The 26,236-nt window shown below is 68.7% G+C and carries 24 protein-coding genes and 4 tRNA genes; 19 read left to right on the top strand and 9 right to left on the bottom strand.

Going from position 1 to position 26,236, the window contains the following annotated elements; translation table 11 throughout:
• Positions 1–229: 229 nt before the first annotated feature.
• From D9599_RS15285 to D9599_RS15270, 4 genes are all read left to right on the top strand, one after another.
• A complete protein-coding gene (locus tag D9599_RS15285; protein ID WP_198382132.1) occupies positions 230–595 on the top strand; it encodes a DUF423 domain-containing protein in 366 nt (121 codons plus the stop codon).
• Positions 596–602: 7 nt separating this feature from the next.
• Positions 603–1,577, top strand: a complete 975-nt coding sequence (locus D9599_RS15280) for an SAM-dependent methyltransferase (RefSeq protein ID WP_198382131.1) — start codon at positions 603–605, stop codon at positions 1,575–1,577.
• Between the two features lie 98 nt (positions 1,578–1,675).
• Positions 1,676–2,167, top strand: a complete 492-nt coding sequence (locus D9599_RS15275; RefSeq protein ID WP_198382129.1) for a hypothetical protein — start codon at positions 1,676–1,678, stop codon at positions 2,165–2,167.
• Positions 2,168–2,245: 78 nt separating this feature from the next.
• Complete coding sequence (locus tag D9599_RS15270; protein ID WP_232480527.1) at positions 2,246–3,175, top strand: NAD(P)-dependent oxidoreductase; 930 nt, start codon at positions 2,246–2,248, stop codon at positions 3,173–3,175.
• 18 nt (positions 3,176–3,193) lie between these two features.
• Here D9599_RS15270 and D9599_RS15265 read toward each other — a convergent pair whose 3' ends face one another.
• A complete protein-coding gene (locus tag D9599_RS15265) occupies positions 3,194–4,087 on the bottom strand; it encodes a YihY/virulence factor BrkB family protein (RefSeq protein ID WP_198382120.1) in 894 nt (297 codons plus the stop codon).
• A gap of 202 nt (positions 4,088–4,289) precedes the next feature.
• Between D9599_RS15265 and D9599_RS15260 the strand changes: the two genes are divergently transcribed.
• Positions 4,290–4,805 carry a hypothetical protein gene (locus D9599_RS15260; RefSeq protein ID WP_198382118.1) on the top strand — a complete coding sequence of 172 codons (516 nt, stop codon included), beginning with the start codon at positions 4,290–4,292 and terminating at the stop codon, positions 4,803–4,805.
• A 49-nt stretch (positions 4,806–4,854) separates the two neighbouring features.
• Here D9599_RS15260 and D9599_RS15255 read toward each other — a convergent pair whose 3' ends face one another.
• The 5 genes from D9599_RS15255 to uvrB form a co-directional block, all read right to left on the bottom strand.
• Positions 4,855–5,763: an SGNH/GDSL hydrolase family protein gene (locus tag D9599_RS15255; protein WP_198382116.1), complete on the bottom strand. Its 909-nt coding sequence runs from the start codon at positions 5,761–5,763 to the stop codon at positions 4,855–4,857.
• A 222-nt stretch (positions 5,764–5,985) separates the two neighbouring features.
• Entirely contained in the window at positions 5,986–7,629 is a 1,644-nt protein-coding gene (locus D9599_RS15250) for a bifunctional 3-(3-hydroxy-phenyl)propionate/3-hydroxycinnamic acid hydroxylase (protein ID WP_198382115.1), read from the bottom strand.
• Positions 7,630–7,652: 23 nt separating this feature from the next.
• The gene (locus D9599_RS15245) at positions 7,653–8,483 is read right to left on the bottom strand and encodes a VOC family protein (RefSeq protein ID WP_198382113.1); all 831 of its coding nucleotides are present in this window, start codon (positions 8,481–8,483) and stop codon (positions 7,653–7,655) included.
• Positions 8,484–8,553: 70 nt separating this feature from the next.
• A complete protein-coding gene (locus tag D9599_RS15240; RefSeq protein WP_198382111.1) occupies positions 8,554–9,345 on the bottom strand; it encodes an IclR family transcriptional regulator in 792 nt (263 codons plus the stop codon).
• A gap of 114 nt (positions 9,346–9,459) precedes the next feature.
• Complete coding sequence (gene uvrB, locus D9599_RS15235; protein WP_198382109.1) at positions 9,460–11,703, bottom strand: excinuclease ABC subunit UvrB; 2,244 nt, start codon at positions 11,701–11,703, stop codon at positions 9,460–9,462.
• A 115-nt stretch (positions 11,704–11,818) separates the two neighbouring features.
• On the opposite strand from uvrB, the gene D9599_RS15230 reads away from it, so the two are divergent.
• A tRNA-Thr gene (locus D9599_RS15230) sits at positions 11,819–11,890 on the top strand.
• A gap of 642 nt (positions 11,891–12,532) precedes the next feature.
• On the opposite strand, the gene D9599_RS15225 is transcribed toward D9599_RS15230, so the two are convergent.
• The 3 genes from D9599_RS15225 to D9599_RS31370 form a co-directional block, all read right to left on the bottom strand.
• A complete protein-coding gene (locus tag D9599_RS15225; protein WP_232480526.1) occupies positions 12,533–12,799 on the bottom strand; it encodes a hypothetical protein in 267 nt (88 codons plus the stop codon).
• A gap of 145 nt (positions 12,800–12,944) precedes the next feature.
• On the bottom strand, positions 12,945–13,709 hold the full coding sequence (locus D9599_RS15220; RefSeq protein ID WP_198382108.1) for a 2-keto-4-pentenoate hydratase: 765 nt from the start codon (positions 13,707–13,709) through the stop codon (positions 12,945–12,947).
• Positions 13,706–14,839 carry an RNA methyltransferase gene (locus tag D9599_RS31370; protein WP_232480525.1) on the bottom strand — a complete coding sequence of 378 codons (1,134 nt, stop codon included), beginning with the start codon at positions 14,837–14,839 and terminating at the stop codon, positions 13,706–13,708. Before D9599_RS31370 ends, D9599_RS15220 begins: the two co-directional genes overlap by 4 nt.
• Positions 14,840–15,033: 194 nt before the next feature.
• Here D9599_RS31370 and D9599_RS15210 point away from each other — a divergent pair.
• The 13 genes from D9599_RS15210 to rpoB all read left to right on the top strand — a co-directional run bounded on the left by D9599_RS15210 (position 15,034) and on the right by rpoB (position 26,188).
• Positions 15,034–15,116 (top strand) — tRNA-Tyr (locus D9599_RS15210).
• Positions 15,117–15,187: 71 nt separating this feature from the next.
• Positions 15,188–15,261, top strand: a tRNA-Gly gene (locus D9599_RS15205).
• Between the two features lie 138 nt (positions 15,262–15,399).
• Positions 15,400–16,587, top strand: coding sequence for an elongation factor Tu (gene tuf / locus D9599_RS15200; RefSeq protein ID WP_198382097.1), 1,188 nt, complete (start codon positions 15,400–15,402; stop codon positions 16,585–16,587).
• Positions 16,588–16,732: 145 nt separating this feature from the next.
• Positions 16,733–17,161, top strand: coding sequence for an RDD family protein (locus tag D9599_RS15195; RefSeq protein ID WP_198382106.1), 429 nt, complete (start codon positions 16,733–16,735; stop codon positions 17,159–17,161).
• 81 nt (positions 17,162–17,242) lie between these two features.
• Positions 17,243–17,319, top strand: a tRNA-Trp gene (locus D9599_RS15190).
• 169 nt (positions 17,320–17,488) lie between these two features.
• Positions 17,489–17,683: a preprotein translocase subunit SecE gene (gene secE, locus D9599_RS15185; protein WP_198382105.1), complete on the top strand. Its 195-nt coding sequence runs from the start codon at positions 17,489–17,491 to the stop codon at positions 17,681–17,683.
• 89 nt (positions 17,684–17,772) lie between these two features.
• Entirely contained in the window at positions 17,773–18,309 is a 537-nt protein-coding gene (nusG, locus tag D9599_RS15180; protein WP_043839678.1) for a transcription termination/antitermination protein NusG, read from the top strand.
• A gap of 105 nt (positions 18,310–18,414) precedes the next feature.
• Entirely contained in the window at positions 18,415–19,182 is a 768-nt protein-coding gene (gene allE, locus D9599_RS15175; protein ID WP_198382104.1) for a (S)-ureidoglycine aminohydrolase, read from the top strand.
• Positions 19,183–19,378: 196 nt separating this feature from the next.
• A complete protein-coding gene (gene rplK, locus D9599_RS15170; RefSeq protein WP_043839680.1) occupies positions 19,379–19,813 on the top strand; it encodes a 50S ribosomal protein L11 in 435 nt (144 codons plus the stop codon).
• 4 nt (positions 19,814–19,817) lie between these two features.
• Positions 19,818–20,513, top strand: a complete 696-nt coding sequence (gene rplA / locus D9599_RS15165; RefSeq protein ID WP_198382102.1) for a 50S ribosomal protein L1 — start codon at positions 19,818–19,820, stop codon at positions 20,511–20,513.
• A gap of 275 nt (positions 20,514–20,788) precedes the next feature.
• Entirely contained in the window at positions 20,789–21,325 is a 537-nt protein-coding gene (rplJ, locus tag D9599_RS15160; RefSeq protein ID WP_043839682.1) for a 50S ribosomal protein L10, read from the top strand.
• A gap of 90 nt (positions 21,326–21,415) precedes the next feature.
• Positions 21,416–21,799, top strand: a complete 384-nt coding sequence (gene rplL, locus D9599_RS15155; protein WP_043839683.1) for a 50S ribosomal protein L7/L12 — start codon at positions 21,416–21,418, stop codon at positions 21,797–21,799.
• A 195-nt stretch (positions 21,800–21,994) separates the two neighbouring features.
• A complete protein-coding gene (gene rpoB / locus D9599_RS15150; protein ID WP_198382101.1) occupies positions 21,995–26,188 on the top strand; it encodes a DNA-directed RNA polymerase subunit beta in 4,194 nt (1,397 codons plus the stop codon).
• The last annotated feature ends 48 nt before the right edge of the window (positions 26,189–26,236 follow it).

Below are 26,236 nucleotides of genomic sequence, written 5' to 3'. Positions count from 1 at the left end.
GGAAAGTCCGGCTGCCCCTGGGAGAGGCCGATCGCGCGCTTGCCCGTCGCCGCCAGCTCGCGCGCGCTGCGTCATCGTGGCGGAGACCGAGGGGCGACCCCGTCCAGGCGGCTCGCGAGCGTGATCGTCGGGAAGGGGCCTCCCTGAGGGAGGGCGCATAGGATTGTGCCAGCCCGCCCCGAGCAACCTGCGGTTCCCCGCCAGCCCTCGCCTCTGCTAACCCGAGCCCATGTCACGCATCCTGATCGCGGCCGGCGCCCTCGCCGGCCTGCTCGCCGTCGCCCTCTCGGCCTGGGCCGCCCACGGGCTCTCGCTCGACCCCGCCCGCACGCGGATGATCGACAACGCCCTTACGCAGCAGGGCTGGCACGCGATGGCGCTGATCGCGGCCGGCATCCTCGCGGATCGCTGGGGCGGCTGGGCGACGGGCGGGGCAGGGATCGCCTTCCTTCTCGGGATGATCCTTTTCTGCGGCGCCGTGTGGAACGTGGCGCTCACCGGGCGCAGCCTTGGCGGCGTCGCACCGACGGGGGGGATGCTGCTCATGCTCGGCTGGCTCCTCCTCGCCGTCGCCGCCCTGCTGCACCGGCCCTGAACACGTGATGACTGAGCGGGTGATCCGCGCCGCCTACCTCGCCGCGGAGGGTTTCGAGGCGGAGCTGGCCGAGGACCTCCGCCGCGCCGGCCGCCGCATCGGGGGGTGGCACGGCCCGCTCGCCCTTTCGCCGGACCCGCCGACGGAGGGGCCCGCCGCAATCCCGTGGTCCCTCGATACCTGGACGGCGCCGCAGGAGATCGAAGTGCCCTCCATCAAGGCCGCCGCGAACGCGCTGCGCGCCATCCAGCGCAACTGGGCGCTGCTGGACGTGGCGCACCACCGCCGCGCCGCCCTCATCCAGGACGCGCTGCCGCCGCTGCGGCCGAAGCCGATCGTCTTTCCCCAGCCCCGGCCGACTTCCCATCTCGGCGCCTGGACGCTGCTGGCGCCGGACCGGCTGCTGGCGAGCCCGACGAAGACGAGCCCCTTCGTCAACGGCGCCCCGGCCTTCACGGAGGACCGCGAGGGCCCGCCGAGCCGCGCCTATCTCAAGCTGTGGGAGGCACTGACCCGCCTCGGCCGCTGGCCCGCGCCAGGGGAGACCTGCCTCGACCTTGGCGCGGTTCCGGGAGGATGGAGCTGGGCGCTGGCGCAACTGGGCGCGCAGGTCACGGCCGTGGACAAGGCGGAAATGGACCCCGGGGTCGCCGCGCTGCCCAATGTGACCGTGCGGCGGGAGAGCGCCTTCGGGCTTGACCCCTATCCCGTCGATTGGCTGTTCTCCGACATCATCTGCTACCCCGCGCGCCTGCTCGGTCTCGTGCGCCGCTGGATGGAGGCGGGGGCGGCGCGGAACATCGTCGTGACGATCAAGTTCCAGGCCGAAACCGATCACGAGACCGCCGCCGCCTTCGCGGCCATCCCCGGCGGGATGCTCTTCCACGGTGCCCACAACAAGCACGAGCTGATGTTCGCTTGGTTGGGCGACGAAGGCGGGAAGGTGTTGTCTCATAAAAAATACGATGACAACGAATTGTAAGGAATTGGCGAGATTTCGGGGTCTAGAAAAAGCCGCCCCGCCCCGCGGGGCCGCGCCCAGCGCGCCGGGCGCGTCACCTCCAACAAGGGAACCGTGCCGTGCAGGTCTCATCGGCCACCGGCGTGCAAGCGGCGGACATGGTCAGGCAGCTGCGGGAAAGAAGCTTTTCGCGCGCTGACAGGGACGGCAATGGAGGGCTGAGCCTGGAGGAGTTCGCCGCCCTGTCGCCGGGCAAGCCCGGCGACAGGGTGTCCGAGCCCTCTCAGGTGAAGGAGGCCGCCAGCTTCTCGGCGGCAGTCTTCGCGCGGGTGGACGCCAACGGCGACGGGTTGATCACCGAGGCGGAAATGGAAGCCATCCAGCCGGGCGCCCCGGTGACGTCGCCAACCCTTTCCTCCGCCACCATGACCGCGCTGCTCTCGGGGCAGGAAGCCCTGGCCAGCCGAGATGGCAACCACACTGTCGCCCCGAAAGAAGGGAACACCACTGCCGGCCCGTCTGGACCAACGGCCAGGCTGGTCGAAGCACTGGATAGGTACCTCTCATTCAGTGCGAGCCAGCCCCCCGCCGGTGATCCGGCAGGTGGCTGATGCAGGGAGCAGCCGGCAAAACGCCGCCCTCCCGTTGGAGGGGCCCCCGGCCCCGGCTACCATCCGGCCGAGTTCACGATGGAGATCCGCCGCATGCGCGCCTGTTTCGTCGATGCCGGGGGCGCCCTGGCGGAGGTTATGGAGCGTCTCCACCGCCCGGCCGACATGCCCGTCACCGTCAACCGCAACCCGGATATCAAGCCGGAGGGGTTGCCGGCCGTGCTCGCCGGGCACGACATCGCCATCATCGACCACACGCACCTGCCGACTGGGATCGCGAAGGCCGTTCCCGGGCTGAAGCACGTCGTCTTTCTGGGCACGGGCGCGCGCAGCTACATGAACCCGGAGGAGCTGGAGGCCGAGTGCGGCATCCAGGTCCACATCATCAAGGGCTACGGCGATACCGCGGTGGCGGAGATGGCCTTCGCGCTGATGTGGGCCTCGGCCAAGGGCTTGGCGGGGATGGACCGCGGCATCCGCGCCGGCGGCTGGCCCCGCACAGACGGAATCGAGCTGACCCGCAAGACCGTGGGCCTCATCGGCTTCGGGGGCATCGGGGCGGAGATGGCCCGGCTCTGCAACGGCGCGGGGATGCGAGTCCTCGCCTGGAACCGCACGCCGCGGGAGGCGAAGGGAGTGGAGTTCACCTCCCTCGACACCCTCCTCGCCGAGAGCCACGTCGTCTCGATGCACCTCCTGCTGAACGACGAGACACGCGGGTTTCTCTCAGAGGAGCTGATCGCAAAGATGCGGCCGGGCGCAATCTTCGTGAACACCGCCCGTGGAGCGCTCACGGACGAGGCCGCGCTGGCCCGCGCGGCGGAGAGCGGCGCCATCCGCCTCGCGCTCGACGTCTATGCCGAGGAGCCGCTGCCGGCCGAGCACGCGCTCTCGAAGGTGGAGAACGCCACCCTCTCGGCCCATTCGGCCTTCCGCACGCCGGAGGCGAGCGATAACCTCATCGAGGCGGCGCTGGAGCACTGCCGGCGGATTGCGCGGGAGGGGTAAGGAAAGCGGCGGCGCCCGTCAGGGCGCGTCGGCCCCGATCGGCGCGGGGGCGCTGCGGAGCGGGAGAGCCCCGCGCCAGCCGCCCTCCCGCGCCGCCCAGGCGCGGGTGAACTCTGCCCCCAGCAGGAAGACCTGCGCGGAGTAGTAGACCCAGATGAGCACCACGACGAGCGCCCCGGCGGCGCCGTAGCTCTCGGCCATGCCACTGCCGCCGATGTACCAGCCGATCACGGTCTTACCGACGGTGAAGAGGAAAGAGGTGATCAGGGCCCCTACCGCCACGTCCCGCCAGGTGAGGTGCCGGTCCGGCAGAATCTTGTAGATCGCCCCGAACAGCACCGCGACGAGCCCGATGCTGACGAAGAAGTTTACGATCTTCAGCAGGATCTCCAGCACGGGCAGGAAGCCGGTGATCCAGCCTCCGAAGGCAGAGAGCACGGCGCTGACGAGAAGGGAGACGAGCAACAGGAAGCCGGTCGCGCCCACGAGGCCGATCGAGAGCGCGCGCGCCCGGACGAGGGCACCGACCGATACCGGCTTGGCCTCCGCCTGCCAGATGACGTTCAGCGCCCCCTGCAGCTCCGCGAAGACGCCGGAGGCGGTGACGAGCAGGATGCCGGTTCCGATCAGGGCGGCGATGCCCTTGCTGCCCGTGTCGTGCGAGCTGCCCTTCATCATCGCTTCGATGGCCTGGCCGCCCTGAACCCCGACGAGGCCCGTGAGCTGGCCCGAAACCGCCTCACTCACCGTGTCCCGCCCGAAGAAGAAGCCGGCGATCGCGACGGAGACGACGAGCAGGGGCGCGATCGAGAAGAGGGTATAGCAGGCGATCGCGGCCCCCCGCGTCATGGCCTCGTGCTCCACGAAGCCCGAGATGGCGTCCTTGATGAGCTTCCAGGCTCTACCGAACATGCACCCGCCCTGCGCTTGCCTGCGCTGCGGCTACAAAGCAGGTGGAGGCGGCGGGTTGCAGCCTCGGCCTGGCCGCGCGCAAGCTTCTTGCGACCGTGGCCGGCAATCACCGGCCATTCGCGCCGGCATTTCCTCCGGCGCAACACCGCGGCCTCTGCCGCGTGCGGGTCGAACCCGCTAATCTCCTGGTCGGAGGATGGGGATGGACATGCGCCTGCCGGGTTCAATCGCGGTGCTCTGCACCGCCGCGTTGCTCCTCGCCGAACCGGCCGCGGCCCAGCTTGGCTCCCCCGGCGGCCCGGGGGCCGGCATGGTCGGGGGCGGAATGGGCGGCGGCATGATGGGTGGCCCGGGAATGGGCATGGGCGGGGGTGGCGCAGCCCGGGAGCGGGCCGTCGCCCCGCCGCCGCCACGCCTCACGGCCACCGGTCCCCGCCTTGAGCCCGGCGCGCTGTTCTGCCGCACGCTGGAGGATCTTCATCGCCGAATCGCGCTGCAATCTGGCGCAGTTGCCCCTAGTGGACCTGCACCGAACTGCCGGACCCTGCCAGGCGTGCTGCCTATCACCGTCGTCAGTCGCGCCGGCCCGGGTGCGACGCAGGTGCAGACCGCGGGCACCCAGCCGGAGACGGGCTGGACCGACGCCTGGCTGCCCGAGCGGGCTGGCGGCGCGGCGACACCCGCACAGGCGGCGCCGGGCGGACGCCGCGGTCCCTGAGCGCCACCCGTTGACCGCCGCCCTGTGGGGGGGGCGGCGGCGCGCGGGTTCAGGCCGCCCGCTTGCGGCGCACCAGCCCGAGGCCGGCCAGGCCGACGCCGAACAGCGCCAGCGAGGCGGGCTCGGGCACGGTGACCGTCGGGAGGGCGAGCGCCTCCTGGTAGAGCCGGTCTCCGACGATGCGGTGAGCGGCATCGGAGGGATGTGCCGAGACGAAATAGAAGTAGCTGTTGGGCGTAGCGCAGACGGTCGCATTCGCGCCGAACCCGCTCTGGCAGGCGTCGGTCGTGTTCGTGATCCCGTAGCGGCCGGGGTTGTTCAGGATGTCGTCGTAGTAGGCGCCCCAGTTGCTCAGGCGGATCACCGCGTCCGAGAATTGCGCCTGCAACTGCGGGACGAGCGCCGTGTAGACGGGGTTGAGGAAGTTGGCGCTGTCCGTGAACGCGGGGATGCCCGCCGGCAGCAACGCGATCTCGAAGTAGCGGGCGCCGAGCGAGTAGAGCGTCGACACCTGGTTCGTCGTGGCCTGCGCGATGGATGCCTGCGTGGCGCGGGTATGGTCGTTCAGGCCGCCGGCGAGGAAGAAGAGGCTTGAGGACGGGTTGAATGATGCCGCCCCCGAGTTCACGAGGCCCTGGAAGCTCGCGACCTGCTGGGTGAGGCTTTGCGGCTGAGTGGCGGGTGCTGTCGGGCCGACATCCACGCGGGCGCCGCTCTGGGCGAAGTTGATGCCGCTCGTGCCGGGACTGGCATTCCGAGGCGTCGTCAGGGGAATGCCGTAGTTCTGCGCGAGATATCCGGTGGCCGTCGAGCCGTTGGTCAGCGGGATGTAAGCGCCCGTGTCGGAATAGCTGTCACCGAACACGTAAAGGCTGGTGAAGGTGGCGGCCTGCGCCATCGAGGTCAGGGCAATGCTGCCCAGAACCGCGAAGGCGGCCGCTTTGATGAACGGTCTCAAGATGGAACGTCTCCCGATGAGGACGGCCACGTTCGTGGTCCGAGGCTTTCTCGCCTAATATTCACCGAGCAAAAAACGCACCAAACAAAAGTGTATGTTGGATCAGAAAGATGGACATTTGATCTACGGCCGTGATGAGTATTTCGTAAAGTTTAACGACATTACATGCTCCTTATCCGTTACGATTGTGCCGCTTTGCGTGGGGATATTGTCGGGCGATGTTCAACCCGGCGCGTTCTCAGAAATAGTGGTCAGAATGCCCGCATGAACTGGTGCCGCCTTGCCGGTGGCCGCCAGCAGGGCCTCCACGGCAAGCACCGCGCTCTTTGAATCGACAAGTGGAATGCTGGCCGCGACGTAGTGGTCCGGCCGTAGCAGCAGGGCACAGCCGGCATAGGGGGCGAGGGCCGCGCGGAAGCCGTTGCCCGCTTCGCCCGCCGGCTCCGACACTGTGCCAGGGGAGTCGGTCGCACCCGGCGTCACGACCAGCCGCACGGCCCCGAGCCGCTCCCAGAGGGGCTGGTTGAGATTTGCCAGGGCGGCCGGATCGTCGGCCCGTGCGAGCAGGGCGAAGCGGTTGCCCAGCACCTCGTCCAGCAGCACCTCGCTGCCATCGGGGCGACGCACCCGCGGTTGGGGCAGAAGCCGGCCGATGAGGGAGGCGCGGCCGCGCCCGTCCGGCAGCAGGAAGCCTTCGTGGAAGCGCGGCGGCGGCTTGTAGCGCATCTGTGCCACGTAATCGCGCGCCGGCGGCCAGATGTTCAGCGCGAGGAAGGCGCCCTGCGTCAGGGCGCCGTGCAGCCAGCTGCGTGGGGCCATCACCTGCCCCATGCGGAGAGCCAGCCGAACCATCTGCCAGATATGGTCCTTGCGCTCCCGCTCGTAGCTGTCGAGCAGGCCCGGGCCGAGCCGTCCTTCCAGCACCGCGGCCATTTTCCAGGCGAGGTTCTGCGCGTCTCGGATTCCGCTGTTCATCCCCTGGCCCGCGAAGGGCGGCGTGAGGTGCGCGGCGTCTCCCGCTAGGAAGACGCGGCCGAAGGACCAGCGCGGCGCGACCCGCGCGTGGAAGCGGTAGACCACCTTTCGCCGGAGCGTCGCCCGCGGGTCGGCGCCGTGGGTGCGGAGAAGGCGCTCCACCATCTCTGGCGCCAGCAGGTCCGCATCGGTCTCGCCCGGCAGCAGCTTGAACTCGAAGCGGCGCGTGCGGTCGGGGCCGGGCAGGGTGATGCAGGGCCGGTGGCGGTCGCAGAAGACTTCGGTGTGCTTCGTGGTGTTCTCGTTGTTTTCGAGATCGAGGATGAGCCAGCGCTCGTCGAAGGTCGTGCCCTCGAGCCCCACGCCCTGGACCTCCCGCACGCGGCTCGCGGCGCCGTCGCAGCCGACCAGGTAGTCGCAGGTCACGTCCTGCCGCGCGCCGTCCGGCCCCTCCAGTGAGAGGGTGACCCGCGCCTCGTCCTGCGCGTAGTCGAGAAGCTTCCAGCCGAAGCGCGCCTCCACATGGGGGAAGCGGCCGAGGGCCTCGCGAAGCTGGCCCTCCAGCACCGGCTGGCGGAAGGCGTTCCGGCGGGGATAGCCGTAGGGCTGGCCTGTGGGCTCCACCCGCGCGAAGCGGGTACGGCGGCGCGTGTAGTAGTGGGAGCCGTAGCCGGCTACGACGCCGCCGAGCACCGTCTCCACCACGCCCGCGGCCTGCATCGTCCGCAGCGATTCGTCGTCGATGGAAACCGCGCGCGGCTCCTGCACGGTCGTTGGATTGCGCTCCACCAGCAGCACCGCGATGCCGAAGCGCCCGAGCAGGTTCACCAGCGTCAGCCCGATCGGGCCCGCGCCGATCACCGCGACGGGGTAATGCCGCACCGCCTCCATCGCCGTTCCCTCCACCTTGCCGGTCAGCTTCTAAGGATTCCGCGGCCCCAGGAATTGAGGCTGTGCTCCTCGTGCGGCCAGTCCATCGGTGCGCGGTCGCGCATCACCTCCAGCTCCGCGCTGATCTCGATCCAGTTGCCGTCCGGATCCTCGATAAAGATGAAGATGTTGTTCCCCGGACCATGCCGGCCAGGGCCCCAGATGATGCGGATGCGGCGATCGCCCATCCGGTCGCACCAGTCCTTGATGAGAGCCCAGTCACCGGCCTCGTAGCTGTGGTGGTCGATGCCCCGGCGGCTGTGGCGGAAGCAGGCGAGGGTGTGGTGCTCGTGGTTCGAGCGCATCCAGCAGGTCTGCACCGCGCCGGTCTCGTTCCGCACGTAGTCGCTCGTCAGGAAACCGAGCGTGCCGGTGTAGAAGGCCTCGATCGCCTCCGGGTCATGGGTGGCGAGAGTCAGGTGCTGCAGGGGCGCACGCAGGCCAGGCCGTCGCACTTCGCCCCCGCTCATCCCAAAGAGGATGAGGTTGCCATCGGGGTCTCGCACCCCGAAGGCCTCGGCGCCGAAGAGGGGACTGGGGGAGGAGAGAATGGCCGCGCCCCGCGTCTCCGCCCGCGCCCGGATGGCGGCCAGCCCCTCCGTGTCGCGGCAGGCGAAGGCGGCGTAGCCGAGCCCCTTGTCCGGCCCCTCGGCAAAGAGAACCTGCCGGCCCGGTCCCTCGGCGATCCAGCCGCCCTCGATAGGCCGTGCGGCCATGTCCATGGCGTCCGCGTAGAAGCCGGCGAGCCGTCCGGGGTCACTGCTCAGCAGTTGCATGTGGTGAAGGTAGGCGCCTGCGCCGACAGCCGTGGACATATGAACCAACTCCTCTCCTGTTCACAGGATTAGAGAATAGCTCAAGCCATAACAAGGCGAATTTCTCTTATTATGATAAAAATGTATGTTCGGGTGCCTCTTGGAGCTTGTGCTCCACCGCTCCTGCCAGCCCACCTTCGATCCCCCGGGCAGCGGCTGTCAGCAGGGGAACCAAGCGGGGGACCGAGGCACTTTCCCGCGCGGCGATCACGTAGCTGAGGCTGCCGAGCGCGCGCCGGCTGTCATCAAGAATGGGCACGGCGACGCCGATACGGCCGGAGTCCAACTCGCCCCGGCTTACCTCATGGCCTGCCCGGCGGATGCGCACGAGGCTGGCGCGGAAGGAAGGCCAGTCGCGCCCAAGGCCGCTGGCGGCAATCTCGGCCCGATGCGCCTCGAAGATGCGCCGCAGGTCGCGCGAGGGGAGCCAGGCGAGGATCGCCTTAGATGTGGCTCCTTTGAACAGGGGCATCGGCCGCCCACGCTCGTAGCTTACGGGGTCACCGGCCATGCGCCCGGCCACCTGATGGATGCAGAGGACCGTCTCCCCGAATAGGCGGCAGAGCAGCACCGTGCTGCCGAGGGGCGCGAAGCGGAGGATCTCCTCCATCACGGGGCGGGCGACCTGCAGCAGCGGATCGGTCAACTGGATCTGGCGGTCGTACTGGATGAAGGCGGGGCCAAGAACGTAGGCACCGCCACCGGCGGACGTCAGCAGCCCGGCTTCGGTCAGAACGGCGACGTAGCGATAGGCGCTGCTAGCAGAGACGCCAAGCGCCGCCGCCGCCCGCTCCACGGTCCAGGCCGGACTCTCCAGCGTGAAGAGCTTCAGAACGCTGATGGTGCGGTCCGGACCCGCCATCGGGAGGCCTCATGAGGAAGGGGAGGCGACCAGGGGTCGCGCCCTCCTCATAGGGCCGGGCGGGTACTTTATGGCAACCCCTTTGGCCTACCCAGGGTCTCGTCCGGCGCGGACCTATCCGGCCCGGCGCCGCGGCGCCCCGCGCGAGGCCGTGCGGGTGCTGCGCTTGTCGGGATCGTAGCCACCGCCCCCCGGACCCAAGGGCTTGGGCTTCCAGTCGCCCTTGGCCCGGCCCTTCGGCGAGCCCGGCGCTGCCGGGGTGCCCCGGGCCGGAGCCCGTGCCTCGGTGCCGGAGGGTGGCGGGGCGTCCAGGCCCAACTCCAGCGCCTCCAGCCGCTTGATCTCGTCGCGCAGCCGGGCGGCGGTCTCGAACTCCAGGTCGGCCGCGGCGGTGCGCATCCGGCGTTCCAGCTCGGCGATGCTGGCGCGTAGGTTGTGGCCGATGAAGTTGGCGCTCGCATCGTCCTCCACCGCCTCCACCGTCACATAGTCCTGCTCGTAGACCGATTGCAGCACGTCCGCGATGTCGCGGCGGATCGTCTGCGGCGTGATGCCGTGCGCCTCGTTGTAGGCCACCTGCTTCGCCCGGCGCCGGTCGGTCTCCTCGATGGCGCGGCGCATGCTGTCGGTCATGCGGTCGGCGTAGAGGATCACGCGGCCCTCGGCGTTGCGCGCTGCGCGGCCGATCGTCTGAATGAGGGAGGTGGTGGAGCGGAGGAAGCCCTCCTTGTCGGCGTCGAGGATGGCGACCATCCGGCACTCCGGGATGTCCAGCCCCTCGCGCAGGAGGTTGATGCCCACCAGCACGTCGAAGACGCCGCGGCGAAGGTCACGGATGATCTCGATCCGCTCCAGCGTGTCCACGTCGGAGTGGAGGTAGCGGACCTTGATGCCCGTCTCCGTCATGTACTCCGTCAGGTCCTCGGCCATGCGCTTGGTCAGCGTCGTGGCCAGCACGCGGCCGCCCTGGGCGATTACGTCGCGGCACTCGGCCAGCAGGTCGTCCACCTGGCGCTCCACGGGGCGGATCTCGACGGGCGGGTCGATGAGGCCGGTCGGGCGGATCACCTGCTCGGCGAAGACGCCGCCGCTGCGCTCCATCTCCCAGGGGCCGGGGGTGGCCGAGACGAAGATGCTGGAGGGCCGGAAGCTCTCCCACTCCTCGAAGCGCAGCGGGCGGTTATCGAGGCAGGAGGGCAGACGGAAGCCAAAATCGGCGAGCACGGACTTCCGGGCGGCGTCACCGCGCGCCATGCCGCCGATCTGCGGCACGGTGACGTGGCTCTCGTCCACGATCAGCAGCGCGCCCTCGGGCAGGTACTCGAAGAGGGTCGGCGGTGGCTGGCCGGGGCCGCGGCCGGAGAGGTAGCGAGAGTAGTTCTCGATGCCCTTACAGACGCCCGTCGTCTCCATCATCTCGATGTCAAAGGTGGTGCGCTGCTCCAGCCGTTGGGCCTCCAGCAGCTTGCCCTCGGCATTCAGGCGGGCGAGCGTCTCGCGCAACTCGATCTTAATGTCGCGGATGGCCTGGATGAGCGTCGGACGCGGCGTGACGTAGTGGCTGTTGGCGTAGATCGCCACGCGCTCCATCTCGCCCGCCACCTCGCCCGTCAGTGGGTCGAACTCGCGCAGCCCGTCCACCTCGTCCCCGAAAAGGGAGATTCGCCAGGCGCGGTCTTCGAGGTGGGAGGGCCAGATATCGACGGTCTCGCCGCGCACGCGGAAGGTGCCGCGCTGGAAGGCGGCGTCGTTGCGGCGGTACTGCAGTTCGACCAGGGCCTTCAGCAGCAGCTCGCGCGCGATGTGCCCGCCCAGTTCCAGCTTCACGGTCATGTTGCCGTAGGTCTCGACCGAGCCGATGCCGTAGATGCAAGAGACCGAGGCCACGATGACCACGTCCCGCCGTTCGAGCAGGGACTGCGTGGCCGAGTGGCGCATGCGGTCGATCTGCTCGTTGATCTGGGCGTCTTTCTCTATGTAGGTGTCGGTGCGAGGGACATAGGCTTCCGGTTGGTAGTAGTCGTAGTAGGAAACGAAGTACTCAACCGCGTTGTCGGGAAAGAAGGACTTCATCTCCCCATAGAGCTGCGCCGCCAGCGTCTTGTTGGGGGCCAGGATGAGCGTGGGGCGCTGCACCGACTCGATCACCTTGGCCATGGTGAAGGTCTTGCCCGAGCCGGTAACGCCGAGCAGCACCTGGTCCCGCTCGTCACGGTCCTTCAGGCCCTGAACGAGATCCGCGATGGCCTGGGGCTGGTCGCCCGCGGGTTCGTAGGGGGAGACGACCTTCAGAGGCTTGCCCCCGGCGGGCACCGGCCGGCGAATGGGGGCGAAGAGGGCAGGTGGCAGGGTATCCATGTCCTATCGAACATAGGACGCCGCCAGCAGATTTTCAGCGGGAATCGAGGGTGCGGCAAAGGAGCGAAGCTGCCCCGAGACACCCGCGCGCGGCTTTGCTATAGGGCGGCCGCGGGCCGGGTTAGCACAGCGGTAGTGCAGCGGTTTTGTAAACCGAAGGTCGGGGGTTCGATCCCCTCACCCGGCACCGCGGGCCTACTGTCAATTGACGCCGAGGGCTGCCTGCCAGCAGGCCGATCGGGGGCTGTCCGGACCGGTCCGTATCCAGCCCCCCTCGGCCACCATGGGCACTAATTTCCGAAAACAGAACGCGGAAGGTTGCGGAAGCCGGCGAAACGGTCCTGCGCCAAGCGCGTGGTAATCTGCGCCGCGACGATACCGGCGAGAAGAACCGAGAAGACAACGAACATCAGGGATATCCTACCTTTGTTCCCCCCTAATCCTCTCGGCTAACATGAATGGTGCGATGCAGCATTTCTAGTCGTTCATGTCGTTTCTATGTGTCGGTGATGTTCCGTGACATGGAACTTAAAGGCCCTGCCGCCTTCAGGAAGCGGTCGCGACGTTCGTCCTGGCTTAGCTGAGTATTCCCGATACTTCCGTATCCTCGGGCAAGAGGGTGACGGTTGCCTCGACCGCGCGAAGGGCTGCGCCTTCCGGGCTCCATGAAAAGCGCCTCGTGGCGGCGCGCATCCCACCAATCAGGTGGGAGCGGCTTTCAGCAGAGCTTCCGCCGCTTCCTGCCGCTGACCCTCTGCCTAGGGAAGCGAGGCGAGGAAATCCCGGCGGCGGCATTCCTCGAGTCGCAGGAGGGGCGCGGCGGGCTTAGTCAGGCATTTCCGACCGTGGCGAAACCGTCCTGGTTGGTAGCCCGCACCACAGCAGCGAACAGGCGCAGCGCTTCTGGCCCGCCCTGGTCAAGCAGCGCCCCCGCCTCGATCTCCGTGGCCAGGAGCTCCGCGTGCTCGGCGAGGGTTTCAGCGGCCCGCCGCAGCGCCTCGCGTGACAGAACGAGCTGAAGCTCCTCAGGCAGGTTGTGCCATGCCCCCGGCGTCACCGGCACGGCATCGGCGGACAGGGTTGAGGAACGGTACATCGAAAGATTCCTTGGCCGACGCCCTCCTGGCCTGGTCATGCCCCATCCGGGTGCTGAGCCAAGTTTCGCTGGATGGAGTTAATGGGTCGTAATGATCGGCCTTTCAGCGAAGCACGAGATCGTCAGATGGGCGTGCGGCCGCCCCTCACACGAAGCGTGCGGAGACCTCGCCGAGAAGGTCGAAGGCGACCACTACCTCACCAGGGCCGTCAAGCCAGATCGGCGGTGTGACGGAGCCCAGGAAGACGACCTGTCCCGCCCGCAACCCGCCGAAAACCTCGGCCAGGGGCGATCCCGCCAACCAGGCGAGCGCGTCCAGCGGATGCCCGAGTAGCTCAGCCCCGAGGCCTGCGGCGCGTTCCACCCCATCCACCAGCAACCGGCCCCGTGCGGCCGGCAGGTCGAGTCCTGGCCAGCCGGAGGCGGGCGCCCCGATGACGCCGCCCGCATGGAAGACTGAATCCGCGATCAGGGAGGGCGCGCCGAGGGCCGCGAAGTCACCGTAGCGGTTGTCCACCACCTCGATCGCCGCGAAGACCTGCTCCACCGCGCCCGCCACCGAGTCCCGGCTGTGCTCGCCGTGGGAGAGGTCGTGCGCGAGGCGGAGGCCGATCTCGCACTCCACGCCCGGGCGGACATAGTCGGCGAAGCGGAAGCGGCCGACCCGGTCCTGGATGCCCTCCGCCGGGCAGAAGCCGGCGCAGGGATGGGCGAGGCCAAGATAGGCGCGCATCGACTCGGTGGTGGCGCCAATTTTGAAGCCGGCGGGCGGCACGGCGCCTATCGCTTCGGCCACTGCGCGCTGCATCGCGTAGCCGGCCGCAACATCCGGCGGTGCTTCCGGCTCGAGGTCGGGGAAGGGCTGCCCCGCCCGTCGGGCCGCCAGGATACGCTCGACGGCCGCGGTCATGCGCGGGCCAGCTCGTAAAGGGCGACGGCGGCAGCGGCGGCGACGTTGAGGCTCTCCACGTCCTCCGCGATCGGCAGGCGCACCATCTCGTCCACGGTCTCGCGCTGGAGCCGGCGCAGGCCGCCGGCCTCGGCGCCGAGCACGAGCCCCACGCGGCGGTCGGCCGGCTTGGCCTCGGCTAGGGTGCGCGTTGCCTCGCCGGCGAGGCCGAGCACCCAGATGCCCCGGTCTTGCATCCCCCGGATGGTGCGGGCGAGGTTCACCTCCCGCACCATCGGCACGAGCTCCAGTGCGCCGGACGCCGCGCGGGCGAGGGCGCCGGTCTCGGGCGGGGCGTGCCGGTCCTGCACCACCACCGCCGCCGCCCCGAAGGCGGCGGCCGAGCGGAGGATGGCGCCGACATTGCGCGGGTCCGTCACCTGGTCGAGCAGCAGCACGGGGCCGGTCGAGGCCTCCAGCACGTCCTCAAGCCCGACGCCGGGCAGGGGTTCCACCAGCATGGCGGCGCCCTGGTGCACGGCATCCTCCGGCAGGAAGCTGTGGAAGCGGACCCGGTCCTCCACCCGCTCCACGCCGAGCTTGCGCGCGGCGAAGGTGCCGGGCGGCAGACGGGCGGCGAGCGCGGCCTCGGCCTCGGCGGTCAGCAGCAGGCGGCGCAGGCGGCGCTTCGGGTTCAGCAGCGCAGCGCCGACGGCGTGCAGTCCGTGCATCCAGAAGGTGTTGGCGGGGGCCCGGTCCTCGGCGGCATCGCGGCGGGGGGCCTCGGCCGCGCGGGGCGGGCGGGGACCGCGGGGCGCCTCGGGCTCGGCGCCCGGGCGGCCAGGGCGCGCGTCGCCGGGCGGGCGGCTCCAGGACTTGCCCGGCGGTTTCGCCCAGGGCTTGCCGCCCGGGGACGGGCTACCCGCCGGGCCGGCACCGGGCTTGGGGAAGGGCGGGCGCCCGCCGCGCCCCTCGGACGGTGCCTCGCTGCCGCTCCAGCCGCGCTTTCCGTCGAAGGCGCGCGGGCGAGGCGGCTGCCCGGAGGCTGAGCGCGCGCTGGGTCCGAAGCCCGGACCCGCATGGGGGCCGGACTGGGGGCCATTGCCCGGGCCGGAGGAGCGTGGGCCATGCGGCCGTCGAGGGGGAGACATGGCCGCATCCTGCAAATCGCGGGGCCTGCCGCAAGGCCAATGCACCGCCGTCTGCCATGCACCGCCCCGGGACAATGCCTTGGCGCGATCCATAATGGCTGAAGGCGCACTCAGATGCGGCCACTCACGTTGACAGGCGCGCCGCTTCTCGGATAGTCCGCCGGCTCCCGCCCGTCAGGGTGGGGACACCCTGTGGAGGGGTGCCCGAGTGGCTAAAGGGGGCGGACTGTAAATCCGCTGGCTTGCGCCTACGTTGGTTCGAATCCAACCCCCTCCATGTGTCCCAGCCCGCCGGAGCGGTGCGCATCTGTGTGACCGGTCTGCTCGGCAGGCCATGGCTCTGGCTCAGCGGGTGTAGCTCAATGGTAGAGTTCCAGCCTTCCAAGCTGGCTGTGCGGGTTCGATTCCCGTCACCCGCTCCAGCCGCCACCAGTGGCGGCCCAGCCTGAAAAAAGCCGCCTTCAGCACCATATTGGTCCCATCTCATCACGGGTGGGTAACACAGCCTGCATGGCAGGCGGGGGGCGCATGCCCCCGGCAGGGACAGGACGGGACGCGACATGGGTAAGGCGAAGTTCGAGCGGACGAAGCCGCACTGCAACATTGGCACGATTGGCCATGTGGACCACGGCAAGACGTCTTTGACGGCGGCGATCACGAAGGTTCTGGCCAAGACGGGCGGTGCGTCGTTCACGGCGTACGACCAGATTGACAAGGCGCCGGAGGAGCGGGCTCGCGGGATCACGATCTCGACGGCGCACGTGGAGTACGAGACGGCGAACCGGCACTACGCGCACGTGGACTGCCCTGGCCACGCTGACTACGTGAAGAACATGATCACGGGTGCGGCGCAGATGGACGGCGCGATCCTGGTGGTGTCGGCGGCTGACGGCCCGATGCCGCAGACGCGCGAGCACATCCTGCTGGCGCGCCAGGTTGGCGTTCCGGCGCTGGTGGTGTTCCTGAACAAGGTGGACATGGCGGACCCCGACCTGCTGGAGCTGGTCGAGATGGAGGTTCGCGAGCTGCTGTCGTCCTACCAGTTCCCGGGCGACGACATTCCGATCATCCACGGCTCGGCGCTGATGGCGCTCGAAGACAAGAACCCCGAGCAGGGCGAGCAGGCGATCCTGAAGCTGATGGAGGCGGTGGACGCCTACATTCCGCAGCCGGAGCGCCCGAAGGACCTGCCGTTCCTGATGCCGATCGAGGACGTGTTCTCGATCTCGGGCCGCGGCACGGTGGTGACGGGGCGCGTTGAGCGCGGGATCGTCAAGGTGGGCGAGGAGGTCGAGATCGTCGGCCTGAAGGACACCGTGAAGACGACGGTGACGGGCGTCGAGATGTTCCGCAAGCTGCTCGACAGCGGCGAGGCGGGCGACAACATCGGGGCCTTGCTGCGCGGCACGAAGCGCGAGGACGTGGAGCGCGGGCAGGTTCTGTCCAAGCCTGGCGCGATCACGCCGCACACGCAGTTCAAGGCCGAGGCCTACATCCTGACGAAGGAGGAGGGCGGTCGCCACACGCCGTTCTTCACGAACTACCGGCCGCAGTTCTACTTCCGCACGACCGACGTGACGGGCGTGGTGCAGCTGCCCGAGGGCGTGGAGATGGTGATGCCGGGCGACAACGTCGCGATGACGGTGGAGCTGATCGCCCCGATCGCCATGGACCAGGGCCTGCGCTTCGCCATCCGCGAGGGTGGCCGCACCGTCGGCGCCGGCGTCGTCGCGAGCATCGAGAAGTAAGACGAATCGCCTCTCGGGGCAGGAAGGGAAGGGCGGGCCTCCGGCAAGGGGGGGGCCGCCCTTTCTGTTTCTGGCGCCCTGGCGCGGGGCTGGACAAGCCCCTCGCCGGCACGGACAACCGGCCGCTCAGGGTGAGGAGAGCGGCATGTCCGGACAGGGCGGCGTGGAACTGGCCGGGTTCTGGCCGCGGGTGGCAGCGCAGATCCTGGACGCCGCCTGGATGATCCCTGTCGGCCTCGTCCTCGTGCTTCTCGGCGATTTCGTGCGCGGGGGGAGGGGGCTCTCGCCGGGTTCGGATGTCCTGCTCCAGCTCATCTCCGCGCTGCTGATCATCCTCTTCTGGGCCAGCCGCCAGGCCACCCCCGGCAAGATGCTCATGCGGCTGCGGGTGATCGATGCGGAAACGGGCGGCACGCCGCCCTGGCCGCGTCTCGTGGCTCGGTATTTTGGCTATATCCTCTCCAGCATTCCGCTCGGGCTGGGCTATCTCTGGATGCTTTGGGATCCGCGCCGGCAGTGCTGGCACGACCGCATCGCCCGGACGCTGGTGGTCCGAGACCCGCTGCCGCGGTAGCGGCGACGCCTTCATTGTCCCGCACCCTCTCGACAGCCGCCGCGCCTTGCCGTAAGGCACGGCCCCTGCGTGGCCTGCCCTAGGGGCGTAGCTCAATTGGCTAGAGCGCCGGTCTCCAAAACCGGAGGTTGGGGGTTCGAGACCCTCCGCCCCTGCCAGCGCACCGAATTCGGGCCGAAAGCCCGGTCCGGCAGCCGGGGCGGGCCGTGCATGACCCGTTTCTGAGCATCCTGCTCGCCGATCACCGCGCTGCGGCGTCCAGCCATCCTCCCCCAGGCTTCATCCCGGGGAGACCGTTCTGGACCCGGCGCCTGGAGGGGCCCCGACGTGGCCGGTTTCAATCCCGCAGGCTACCTGCGCGACGTGCGGCAGGAGATCAGCCGGGTCACCTGGCCGAGCCGGAAGGAGACGCTGATCACCACCGGGCTGGTGCTGGCGCTCTCGGCCCTGGCCGCCATCTTCTTCCTGGTGGCGGACTGGCTGATCCAGCTCATGATGCGGCTGCTGTTCGGATTCGGTTGACCTCGTAAGATTTCGCGCCGCGCCGGAGGCCGGGGGTTATTGCCCCAAGGGCCGGAGGCCAGCGCCACAGGATTGGGAGCGTCGCCGTTATGGCCGACAAGAAGTGGTACGTGGTCCACGTCTACTCGGGCTTCGAGAAGAAGATCGCGAGCCAGATCAAGGAGCAGGCCGCCCAGAAGGGCCTGGCCGACCGGATCGAGGACGTGCTCGTGCCCTCCGAGGACGTGGTGGAAGTGCGCCGCGGCCAGAAGGTGAATACCGAGCGGAAGTTCTTCCCCGGCTACGTGCTGGTGAAGATGGAGATGACGGACGAGGCCTGGCACCTCGTGAAGGACACGCCGAAGGTCACCGGCTTTCTCGGCGCCCGCAACAAGCCCAGCCCGATCCCGGAGCGCGAGGCGATGCGGATGCTCCAGCAGGTCCAGGACAACGCGGAGAAGCCGCGCCGCCCCTCCATCACCTTCGAGGTCGGCGAGAACGTCCGCGTGGCCGACGGCCCCTTCACCAGCTTCAACGGCGTGGTGGAGGAGGTGGACGAGGAGAAGGGCCGCGTGAAGGTTTCCGTCTCCATCTTCGGCCGCGCGACGCCGGTCGAGCTCGAGTACGGGCAGGTCGAGAAGGCCTGATCCCGGGTTCCCGGGCAAGCCAGCCCGGGAAGGTCGCCTGCCGGTGGGTTGACGGCAGCCGGTCGGCATGGTGCGGGAAGGTCGTTCCCGCACCGAGGCCATAGCATGCGCGTTCCGACACCCAATCCCCCGCCGGGCATTATCGGCCACAACCGGTCCATGCTGACGCCCAACTACTGCGTCTTCCCACCGGAGGGGATCATGGACAGCCTGCTGCCGAACTGGCCAGGCTGCATTGCCCGCTTTCAGGCCAGCCGGAGGATGGGGGCGGGCTTCACCCAGGCCCTGCTGATCGTGCCCGCCGGAGCGGGCAGCGCGGACGCGGTGGATGAGGGGGTGCAGGCCTTCCTCTATGTCCGGGCCGGGGCGCTGGAGGTGACGGTTGAGGGGCAGGCCCATTCGCTCGCGCCCGGCGGCTACATCTATGTTCCCCAGGGCGTGCCCTATGGCGTGCGGAACGCCGGTATCGAGGAGGCGCGGGCGATCTGGGTGCGCAAGGCTTACCAGCCCGCCGCCGGTGTTCCCGTGCCGAAGGTGATCGTCGGGCACCGGGACACGGCGCAGCGGGAGGATAGCGGGCCCCGCTGGCGGCTCCTGCTGCTCGGGCTGCGCGAGATGCCCATGGACTTCGAGATGAACATCATGTGCTACGCGCCCGGCGCCCACTTCTGGTGTGTCGAGACGCATGTGATGGAGCACGGCATGGTCATGCTGCAGGGACAGGCCTTGCAGCTCCTCGGGCGGGACTGGCACGAGCTCTGGACCGACGACTTCGTTTGGATGGGCCCTTACGTGCCGCAGCAAATCTATGCCACCGGGAACGAGGTCTGCGAGTACCTACTCTACAAGGACGTGAACCGCGACGTGATCTGACGGGGCGAGGCGCTGGGGCGGGAATTACGCTGGACTCGGGCCCCGCAGCCTCTTATATGCCGCCTCCGCGCCGGCCGGGCTGGGGTTCACCTCGCCCGGCCGCCGCGCGTTTTCAGGAACGCGGGAGGTCCGGCCCCAGCCTATCGGGGCGGGCCGCAGGCACCGCGGGCCTCCGAAGTATAGGAGAGTGCCAGCAATGGCGAAGAAGATCGTCGGCTACATCAAGCTGCAGATCCCGGCGGGCAAGGCCAATCCTTCCCCGCCTGTGGGCCCCGCGCTCGGTCAGCGCGGCCTGAACATCATGCAATTCGTGAAGGAATTCAACGCGGCGACCCAGGGCATGGAGCCCGGGACCCCGACGCCGGTGGTCATCACCGCCTATTCGGACCGCACCTTCTCCTTCATCACCAAGACGCCCCCGAACACCTACTTCCTGCTCAAGGCGGCCAAGCTCGAGAAGGGCAGCCAGACCCCGGGCAAGGGTGGCGCGGTCGGCCGCGTGACGAAGTCCCAGCTTGCCGAGATCGCCAAGGTGAAGATGAAGGACATGAACTGCGTGGACGAAGCCGCCGCGGTTCGGATGCTGGCCGGGTCCGCCCGCGCCATGGGCATGGTTGTGGTGGAGGGCTGAGAAGATGGCCAAGCAGGGCAAGCGTCTCCGCAAGATCAACGAAGGCCTGGACCTCGATAAGTCCCTCGCGCTCGCCGAGGCGATCTCGACGGTGAAGACCGCCGCCAACGCCAAGTTCGACGAGACGATCGAGATCTCGATGAACCTCGGCATCGACCCCCGCCACGCCGACCAGATGGTCCGCGGCGTGGTCGGCCTGCCGAACGGCACGGGCAAGACCGTCCGCGTCGGCGTCTTCGCCCGCGGCCCGAAGGCCGAGGAGGCCCAGGCCGCCGGGGCCGACATCGTCGGCGCCGAGGACCTGATGGCCGCGGTGCAGGAGGGCAAGATTGACTTCGACCGCTGCATCGCGACCCCGGACATGATGGGCCTCGTCGGGCGCCTCGGTAAGATCCTTGGCCCGCGTGGCCTGATGCCGAACCCGAAGCTCGGCACCGTCACCATGGACGTCCGCGGCGCCGTGACGGCGGCCAAGGCCGGCCAGGTGGAGTTCCGCGCCGAGAAGGCCGGTATCGTCCATGCTGGCATCGGCAAGGCGAGCTTCGAGGCGGACAAGCTGCTCGAGAACGCCAAGGCCTTCGTGGACGCCATCCAGCGCGCCCGCCCGGCCGGTGCCAAGGGCACCTACGTAAAGAAGGTGGCCGTGTCCTCCTCCATGGGCCCGGGCATCAAGGTGGATGTGAGCTCGCTCTCCGCCTGAGTGAATTCGCGCCGGTCCTGAGGGCCCGGCGCGGGCAGGGCGGGGAAACCCGTCCGACCTGTCCGAGACCCGATGTGCCCTTCCGGGGGCTTAAAGCGAGAGCGCAACGGGGAGACGGGGTGCCAGAGACGACGTTCCGGGGCCTGTCCCCGGGCTTGGCTTGGCTTCCGGCTTTCATCTGACAGGCGAACCAGGGCGTCCCCGGCCGGGGACGCTCTTGCGTGAACCGGCCGGCGCCCCTCCACCAGGTGCTGGTTATTCGTAGGAGACGGGAATTGGACCGTACGGAGAAGCGTGAGTTCGTCGCCTCCCTCGGTTCGGTGTTCGCCGACACCTCCTTCGTGCTCGTCGCCCGTAACAACGGGCTGACGGTCGCGGCGGTGGATGATCTGCGGCGCCGGATGCGGGCAGCGGGCGCGACGTACAAGGTCACGAAGAACCGGCTGGCCACTCTCGCCCTCGACGGCACCCGCTTCCAGGGCATCGCGCCGCTGCTGAAGGGTCCGACCGCGCTCGCGTGGTCGACGGATCCGGTGGCGGTGGCGAAGACTGCCACGGAGTTCGCCAAGGGTAACGACAAGTTCGTCATCCTGGGCGGGGCGCTCGGCACCCAGACCCTCGACGTCAACGGCGTCAGGGCTCTGTCCGAGCTTCCCTCGCTCGAAACGCTGCGGGCGCAGCTGCTGGGTCTCATCCAGACCCCGGCGACGCGCATCGCGGGCGTGCTGCAGGCTCCGGCCGGGCAGCTGGCGCGGGTGTTCAAGGCCTATTCCGACAAGGATGGGTCGTCAGAGGGCGCGGAAGCCGCCTGAAACGCCATGACCCCCGGCGGGTTGCGGGAGCCGCTTCCGCCAGGGGTTGCAAACTTCAAGCCAAGCCACTAGATCAGGGAACACAAAGACATGGCCGATCTTGCCAAGCTCGTTGACGAGCTCTCGACCCTCACCGTCCTGGAGGCTGCCGAGCTCTCCAAGATGCTCGAGGAGAAGTGGGGCGTTTCTGCCGCCGCTCCCGTCGCCGTGGCTGCCGCCCCGGCCGGCGGTGGTGGCGCCGCCGCTGCCCCTGCCGAGGAGCAGACCGAGTTCACCGTGACGCTTGCCGCCGCCGGCGACAAGAAGATCAACGTGATCAAGGAGATCCGCACCATCACTGGCCTCGGCCTCAAGGAGGCCAAGGACCTCGTCGAGGGCGCTCCGAAGGTCGTCAAGGAGGGTGTCTCCAAGGATGAGGCGGAGAAGATCCGCAAGGTCCTCGAGGAGAACGGTGCGAAGGTTGAGGTCAAGTAAGACCCCAACCACAATCTCCCGGCCTTCCAGGCCGGGGGAACAAGTTGTGTAAAGGGCCGGGCGGGAACCTCTAGGTTTCCGCCCGCGCCTGCTTTTCGCCGGATGGCCCGTGCCGTCCGGTGGCTAACGGGGGATCGGGGGCGCGCGGCGGCGCTCAGGATCGCCTGGCAAGGTTGAAGAGGACGCAGGGCTGGCATGAACGCGATCTCGAAGGGTTTTGAGGGCAAGGGCTTCACCGGGCGCAAGCGCATCCGCAAGTCCTTCGGGCGTCTGCCCGAGGTGGCGCCGATGCCGAACCTCATCGACGTGCAGCGCGCCTCCTACGAGGGGTTCCTGCAGGCCGAGGTGGCGCCGGAGATGCGGGCGAATGCCGGCCTTCAGGAGGTCTTCAAGGGCGTCTTCCCGATCAACGACTTCGCTGGCCGCGGCTCGCTCGAATTCGTGCGCTACGAGTTCGAGGAGGCGAAGTACGACGTGGAGGAGTGCATCCAGCGCGGGCTGACCTATGCCGCCCCGCTGAAGGCCCATCTGCGCCTGATCGTCTGGGACATCGACGAGGACACCGGCAGCCGCTCCATTCGCGACATCAAGGAGCAGGGCGTTTACATGGGCGATATCCCGCTCATGACGGACAACGGCACCTTTATCGTCAATGGCACCGAGCGCGTCATCGTCTCGCAGATGCACCGTTCGCCGGGTGTGTTCTTCGACCACGACAAGGGCAAGACCCACTCCTCGGGCAAGTACCTCTTCGCCGCCCGCGTGATCCCCTATCGCGGCTCCTGGCTCGACTTCGAGTTCGACGCGAAGGACATCTGCTACGTTCGTATCGACCGGAAGCGAAAGCTGCCGGCGACGACGCTCCTCTATGCCCTCGACTCTGCCGAGACCCAGGCCAAGCGCGGCGAGCGCGACACGCCGCTGGAGCCGGGCGAGGTGCGCGGCATGGACTCGCAGGAGATCCTGTCCACCTTCTACAAGCAGGTGATCTTCACCCGCGGCAAGCAGGGCTGGTCGCGTCCCTATGAGCCCGACGCTTTCCGCGGCCTGAAGCTGGCCGAGGATCTGGTGGATGCCGCCACCGGTCAGGTCGTCGCCGCCAAGGACACGAAGCTCAACCCCCGCGCCGCCCGCAAGATTGCGGAGGAGGGCACCAAGGAGGTGCTCGTCTCCCGCGCCGACCTGCTGGGACGCTACGTGGCCGAGGATCTGGTGGACATGTCCACCGGCGAGATCCATGCCGAGGCTGGGGAGGAGCTGACCGAGCCGAAGCTCGCGGCCATCGAGGCCGCGGGCTACGACACGCTGCCCACGCTGGCGATCGACGCCTCCGTCGGACCGTGGATGCGCAACACGCTCGCCGTGGACAAGAACACGAACCGCGACGATGCGCTGATGGACATCTACCGGGTGATGCGCCCGGGCGAGCCGCCGACGCCGGAGACGGCCGAGACCCTCTTCCGTGGCCTCTTCTTCGACGGCGAGCGCTACGACCTCTCGGCCGTGGGCCGCGTGAAGATGAACATGCGCCTCGGCTTCTCCCTCGAGGAGGCGCCGGACACGCAGCGCACGCTCCGCAAGGAGGATATCCTCGCCACTGTCCGCACGCTTCAGGAGCTGAAGGACGGCAAGGGGCAGATCGACGACATCGACAACCTCGGCAACCGCCGGGTGCGCTCCGTCGGCGAGCTGATGGAGAACCAGTACCGCGTCGGCCTGCTCCGCATGGAGCGCGCGATCAAGGAGCGGATGGGGTCGGTCGATATCGACACCGTCATGCCGACCGACCTGATCAACGCGAAGCCGGCCGCCGCGGCGGTGCGCGAGTTCTTCGGCTCCTCGCAGCTCTCGCAGTTCATGGACCAGACCAACCCGCTGTCCGAGGTAACGCACAAGCGCCGTCTCTCGGCGCTTGGCCCGGGTGGCCTGACGCGCGAGCGCGCCGGCTTCGAGGTGCGCGACGTGCATCCGACGCACTACGGCCGCATCTGCCCGATTGAGACGCCGGAAGGGCCGAACATCGGCCTGATCAACTCGCTGGCCACCTTCGCCAAGGTGAACAAGTACGGCTTCATTGAGACGCCGTACCAGATGGTGCGCGACGGCAAGATCACGGGCGAGCCGCGCTATCTCTCCGCCATGGAGGAGGAGCGGCTCGTGGTCGCCCAGGCTGACGCCGAGGTGGACCGCGAGAGCGGCGAGTTCCGCTCGGACCTCGTCTCCGTCCGCCAGGGCGGCGACTTCCGCCTGGTTAAGCCTGAGGAGGTGACGGCGATCGACATCTCCCCGAAGCAGCTCGTCTCCGTCGCTGCGGCGCTTATCCCGTTCCTCGAGAACGACGACGCGAACCGCGCGCTCATGGGCTCGAACATGATGCGGCAGGCCGTGCCGCTGGTGAAGTCGGACGCGCCGCTGGTCGGCACCGGCATGGAGGCTGCGGTTGCGCGGGACTCCGGCGCCAGCATTGTCGCGCGGCGTGACGGCGTGGTGGACAGCATCGACGGCGCCCGCATCGTGGTGCGCGCGACGGCTGAGGACGGCACGACCCAGGGCGTGGACATCTATCGCCTGCGGAAGTTCCAGCGGTCCAACCAGTCCACCTGCATCAACCAGCGTCCGCTGGTGCGAGTGGGCGATCAGGTGCAGGCCGGCGACATCATCGCCGATGGTCCCTCCACGGAGCTGGGCGAGCTTGCCCTGGGCCGGAACGCGCTCGTCGCGTTCATGCCCTGGAACGGTTACAACTTTGAGGACAGCATCCTCATCAGCGAGCGGATCGCGCAGGACGACGTCTTCACCTCCATCCACATCGACGAGTTCGAGGTGGCGGCCCGCGACACGAAGCTCGGTCAGGAGGAGATCACCCGCGACATCCCGAACGTGGGTGAGGAGGCGCTGCGCAACCTCGACGAGGCCGGCATCGTCTATATCGGCGCCGAGGTGCAGCCGGGCGACATCCTGGTCGGCAAGGTGACGCCGAAGGGCGAGAGCCCGATGACGCCGGAGGAGAAGCTTCTCCGCGCCATCTTCGGCGAGAAGGCCTCCGACGTGCGCGATACGTCGCTGCGCCTGCCGCCGGGCGTCTCCGGCACGATCGTGGACGTGCGCGTCTTCTCCCGCCGCGGCGTGGACAAGGACGAGCGTGCCATGGCGATCGAGCGCGCCGAGATCGAGCGCTTGGCCAAGGACCGCGACGACGAGCGGCTGATCCAGGAGCGGTCCTTCACGGGGCGGCTGCGCGAGGTGCTGCTCAACCGCAAGGCGGGCGGCGGCTTTAAGGGGATCAAGCAGGGCACGGTTATCACCGACGAGGTGCTGTCCGAGTTCAACCGCATGACCTGGCGCCAGATCAGCGTCTCGGACGACGCCGCCCAGGCGCAGCTCGAGGCCCTAAAGCGCGAGTTCGACGCCGCGGTCGAGCGCCTGCAGAAGCGCTTCGAGAGCAAGGTCGAGAAGCTGCAGCGCGGCGACGAGCTGCCGCCCGGCGTGATGAAGATGGTCAAGGTCTTCGTTGCGGTGAAGCGGAAGCTCCAGCCCGGCGACAAGATGGCCGGCCGCCACGGCAACAAGGGCGTGGTCTCCCGCGTCGTGCCGATCGAGGACATGCCGTTCCTGGAGGACGGCACCCCGGTCGACCTCGTTCTGAACCCACTGGGCGTGCCCTCGCGCATGAACATCGGCCAGATCCTGGAGACGCACCTCGGCTGGGCCTGCGCCAATCTCGGCAAGCAGGTCGGCGAGGTGGTGGAGGACTACCGCCGCGCCGGCGCCGCGCGCGACGCGCTGATCGAGAAGCTGCGCGAGGTCTATGGGGACGAGATCACGGATCGTGACATCGTCAACATGAGCGAGGACCAGCTGCTCGAGCTCGGCGAGAACCTGCGGCGCGGCATTCCGATCGCAACGCCGGTCTTCGACGGCGCCCGCATCTCGGACATCGAGGGGATGCTGACCAAGGCGGGGCTCGACACCTCCGGCCAGGTGCAGCTCGTCGATGGCCGCACGGGCGACCTCTTCGAGCGGAAGGTGACGGTGGGCTACATCTACATGCTCAAGCTGCACCACCTGGTGGACGACAAGATCCACGCCCGCTCCATTGGCCCCTACTCGCTCGTCACCCAGCAGCCGCTGGGCGGCAAGGCGCAGTTCGGCGGCCAGCGCTTCGGCGAGATGGAGGTCTGGGCGCTGGAGGCTTACGGCGCCGCCTACACGCTGCAGGAAATGCTGACGGTGAAGTCGGACGACGTGTCCGGCCGCACCAAGGTCTACGAGGCGATCGTCCGCGACCAGGACAGCTTCGAAGCCGGCATCCCCGAGAGCTTCAACGTTCTCACCAAGGAGCTGAAGTCCCTTGGCCTGAACGTGGACCTCGAGAACCGCGGCAGCTGATCGCCCTCTGACAGGATCGCGCCGGCCCCATCCCAGCGGGGCCGGCCG

The sequence above is a fragment of the Roseomonas sp. KE2513 genome, assembly GCF_016107305.1.
Taxonomy (GTDB): Bacteria; Pseudomonadota; Alphaproteobacteria; order Acetobacterales; family Acetobacteraceae; genus Roseomonas.
This window is presented reverse-complemented; position numbering and strand designations above follow the sequence as displayed.

Excerpts from the sequence above, each read along its gene's own strand:
- tuf (WP_198382097.1), top strand. The coding sequence starts at position 15,400 with ATGGGTAAGGCGAAGTTCGAGCGGACGAAGCCGCACTGCAACATTGGC.
- D9599_RS31370 (WP_232480525.1), bottom strand. The coding sequence starts at position 14,839 with ATGTCTCCCCCTCGACGGCCGCATGGCCCACGCTCCTCCGGCCCGGGC.
- D9599_RS15220 (WP_198382108.1), bottom strand. The coding sequence starts at position 13,709 with ATGACCGCGGCCGTCGAGCGTATCCTGGCGGCCCGACGGGCGGGGCAG.
- D9599_RS15270 (WP_232480527.1), top strand. The coding sequence starts at position 2,246 with ATGGAGATCCGCCGCATGCGCGCCTGTTTCGTCGATGCCGGGGGCGCC.
- rplL (WP_043839683.1), top strand. The coding sequence starts at position 21,416 with ATGGCCGATCTTGCCAAGCTCGTTGACGAGCTCTCGACCCTCACCGTC.
- D9599_RS15265 (WP_198382120.1), bottom strand. The coding sequence starts at position 4,087 with ATGTTCGGTAGAGCCTGGAAGCTCATCAAGGACGCCATCTCGGGCTTC.
- rplA (WP_198382102.1), top strand. The coding sequence starts at position 19,818 with ATGGCCAAGCAGGGCAAGCGTCTCCGCAAGATCAACGAAGGCCTGGAC.
- D9599_RS15280 (WP_198382131.1), top strand. The coding sequence starts at position 603 with ATGACTGAGCGGGTGATCCGCGCCGCCTACCTCGCCGCGGAGGGTTTC.
- nusG (WP_043839678.1), top strand. The coding sequence starts at position 17,773 with ATGGCCGACAAGAAGTGGTACGTGGTCCACGTCTACTCGGGCTTCGAG.
- D9599_RS15195 (WP_198382106.1), top strand. The coding sequence starts at position 16,733 with ATGTCCGGACAGGGCGGCGTGGAACTGGCCGGGTTCTGGCCGCGGGTG.
- D9599_RS15260 (WP_198382118.1), top strand. The coding sequence starts at position 4,290 with ATGGACATGCGCCTGCCGGGTTCAATCGCGGTGCTCTGCACCGCCGCG.
- D9599_RS15240 (WP_198382111.1), bottom strand. The coding sequence starts at position 9,345 with ATGGCGGGTCCGGACCGCACCATCAGCGTTCTGAAGCTCTTCACGCTG.
- D9599_RS15250 (WP_198382115.1), bottom strand. The coding sequence starts at position 7,629 with ATGGAGGCGGTGCGGCATTACCCCGTCGCGGTGATCGGCGCGGGCCCG.
- D9599_RS15245 (WP_198382113.1), bottom strand. The coding sequence starts at position 8,483 with ATGTCCACGGCTGTCGGCGCAGGCGCCTACCTTCACCACATGCAACTG.
- D9599_RS15285 (WP_198382132.1), top strand. The coding sequence starts at position 230 with ATGTCACGCATCCTGATCGCGGCCGGCGCCCTCGCCGGCCTGCTCGCC.
- allE (WP_198382104.1), top strand. The coding sequence starts at position 18,415 with ATGCGCGTTCCGACACCCAATCCCCCGCCGGGCATTATCGGCCACAAC.
- rpoB (WP_198382101.1), top strand. The coding sequence starts at position 21,995 with ATGAACGCGATCTCGAAGGGTTTTGAGGGCAAGGGCTTCACCGGGCGC.
- D9599_RS15225 (WP_232480526.1), bottom strand. The coding sequence starts at position 12,799 with ATGTACCGTTCCTCAACCCTGTCCGCCGATGCCGTGCCGGTGACGCCG.
- uvrB (WP_198382109.1), bottom strand. The coding sequence starts at position 11,703 with ATGGATACCCTGCCACCTGCCCTCTTCGCCCCCATTCGCCGGCCGGTG.
- rplK (WP_043839680.1), top strand. The coding sequence starts at position 19,379 with ATGGCGAAGAAGATCGTCGGCTACATCAAGCTGCAGATCCCGGCGGGC.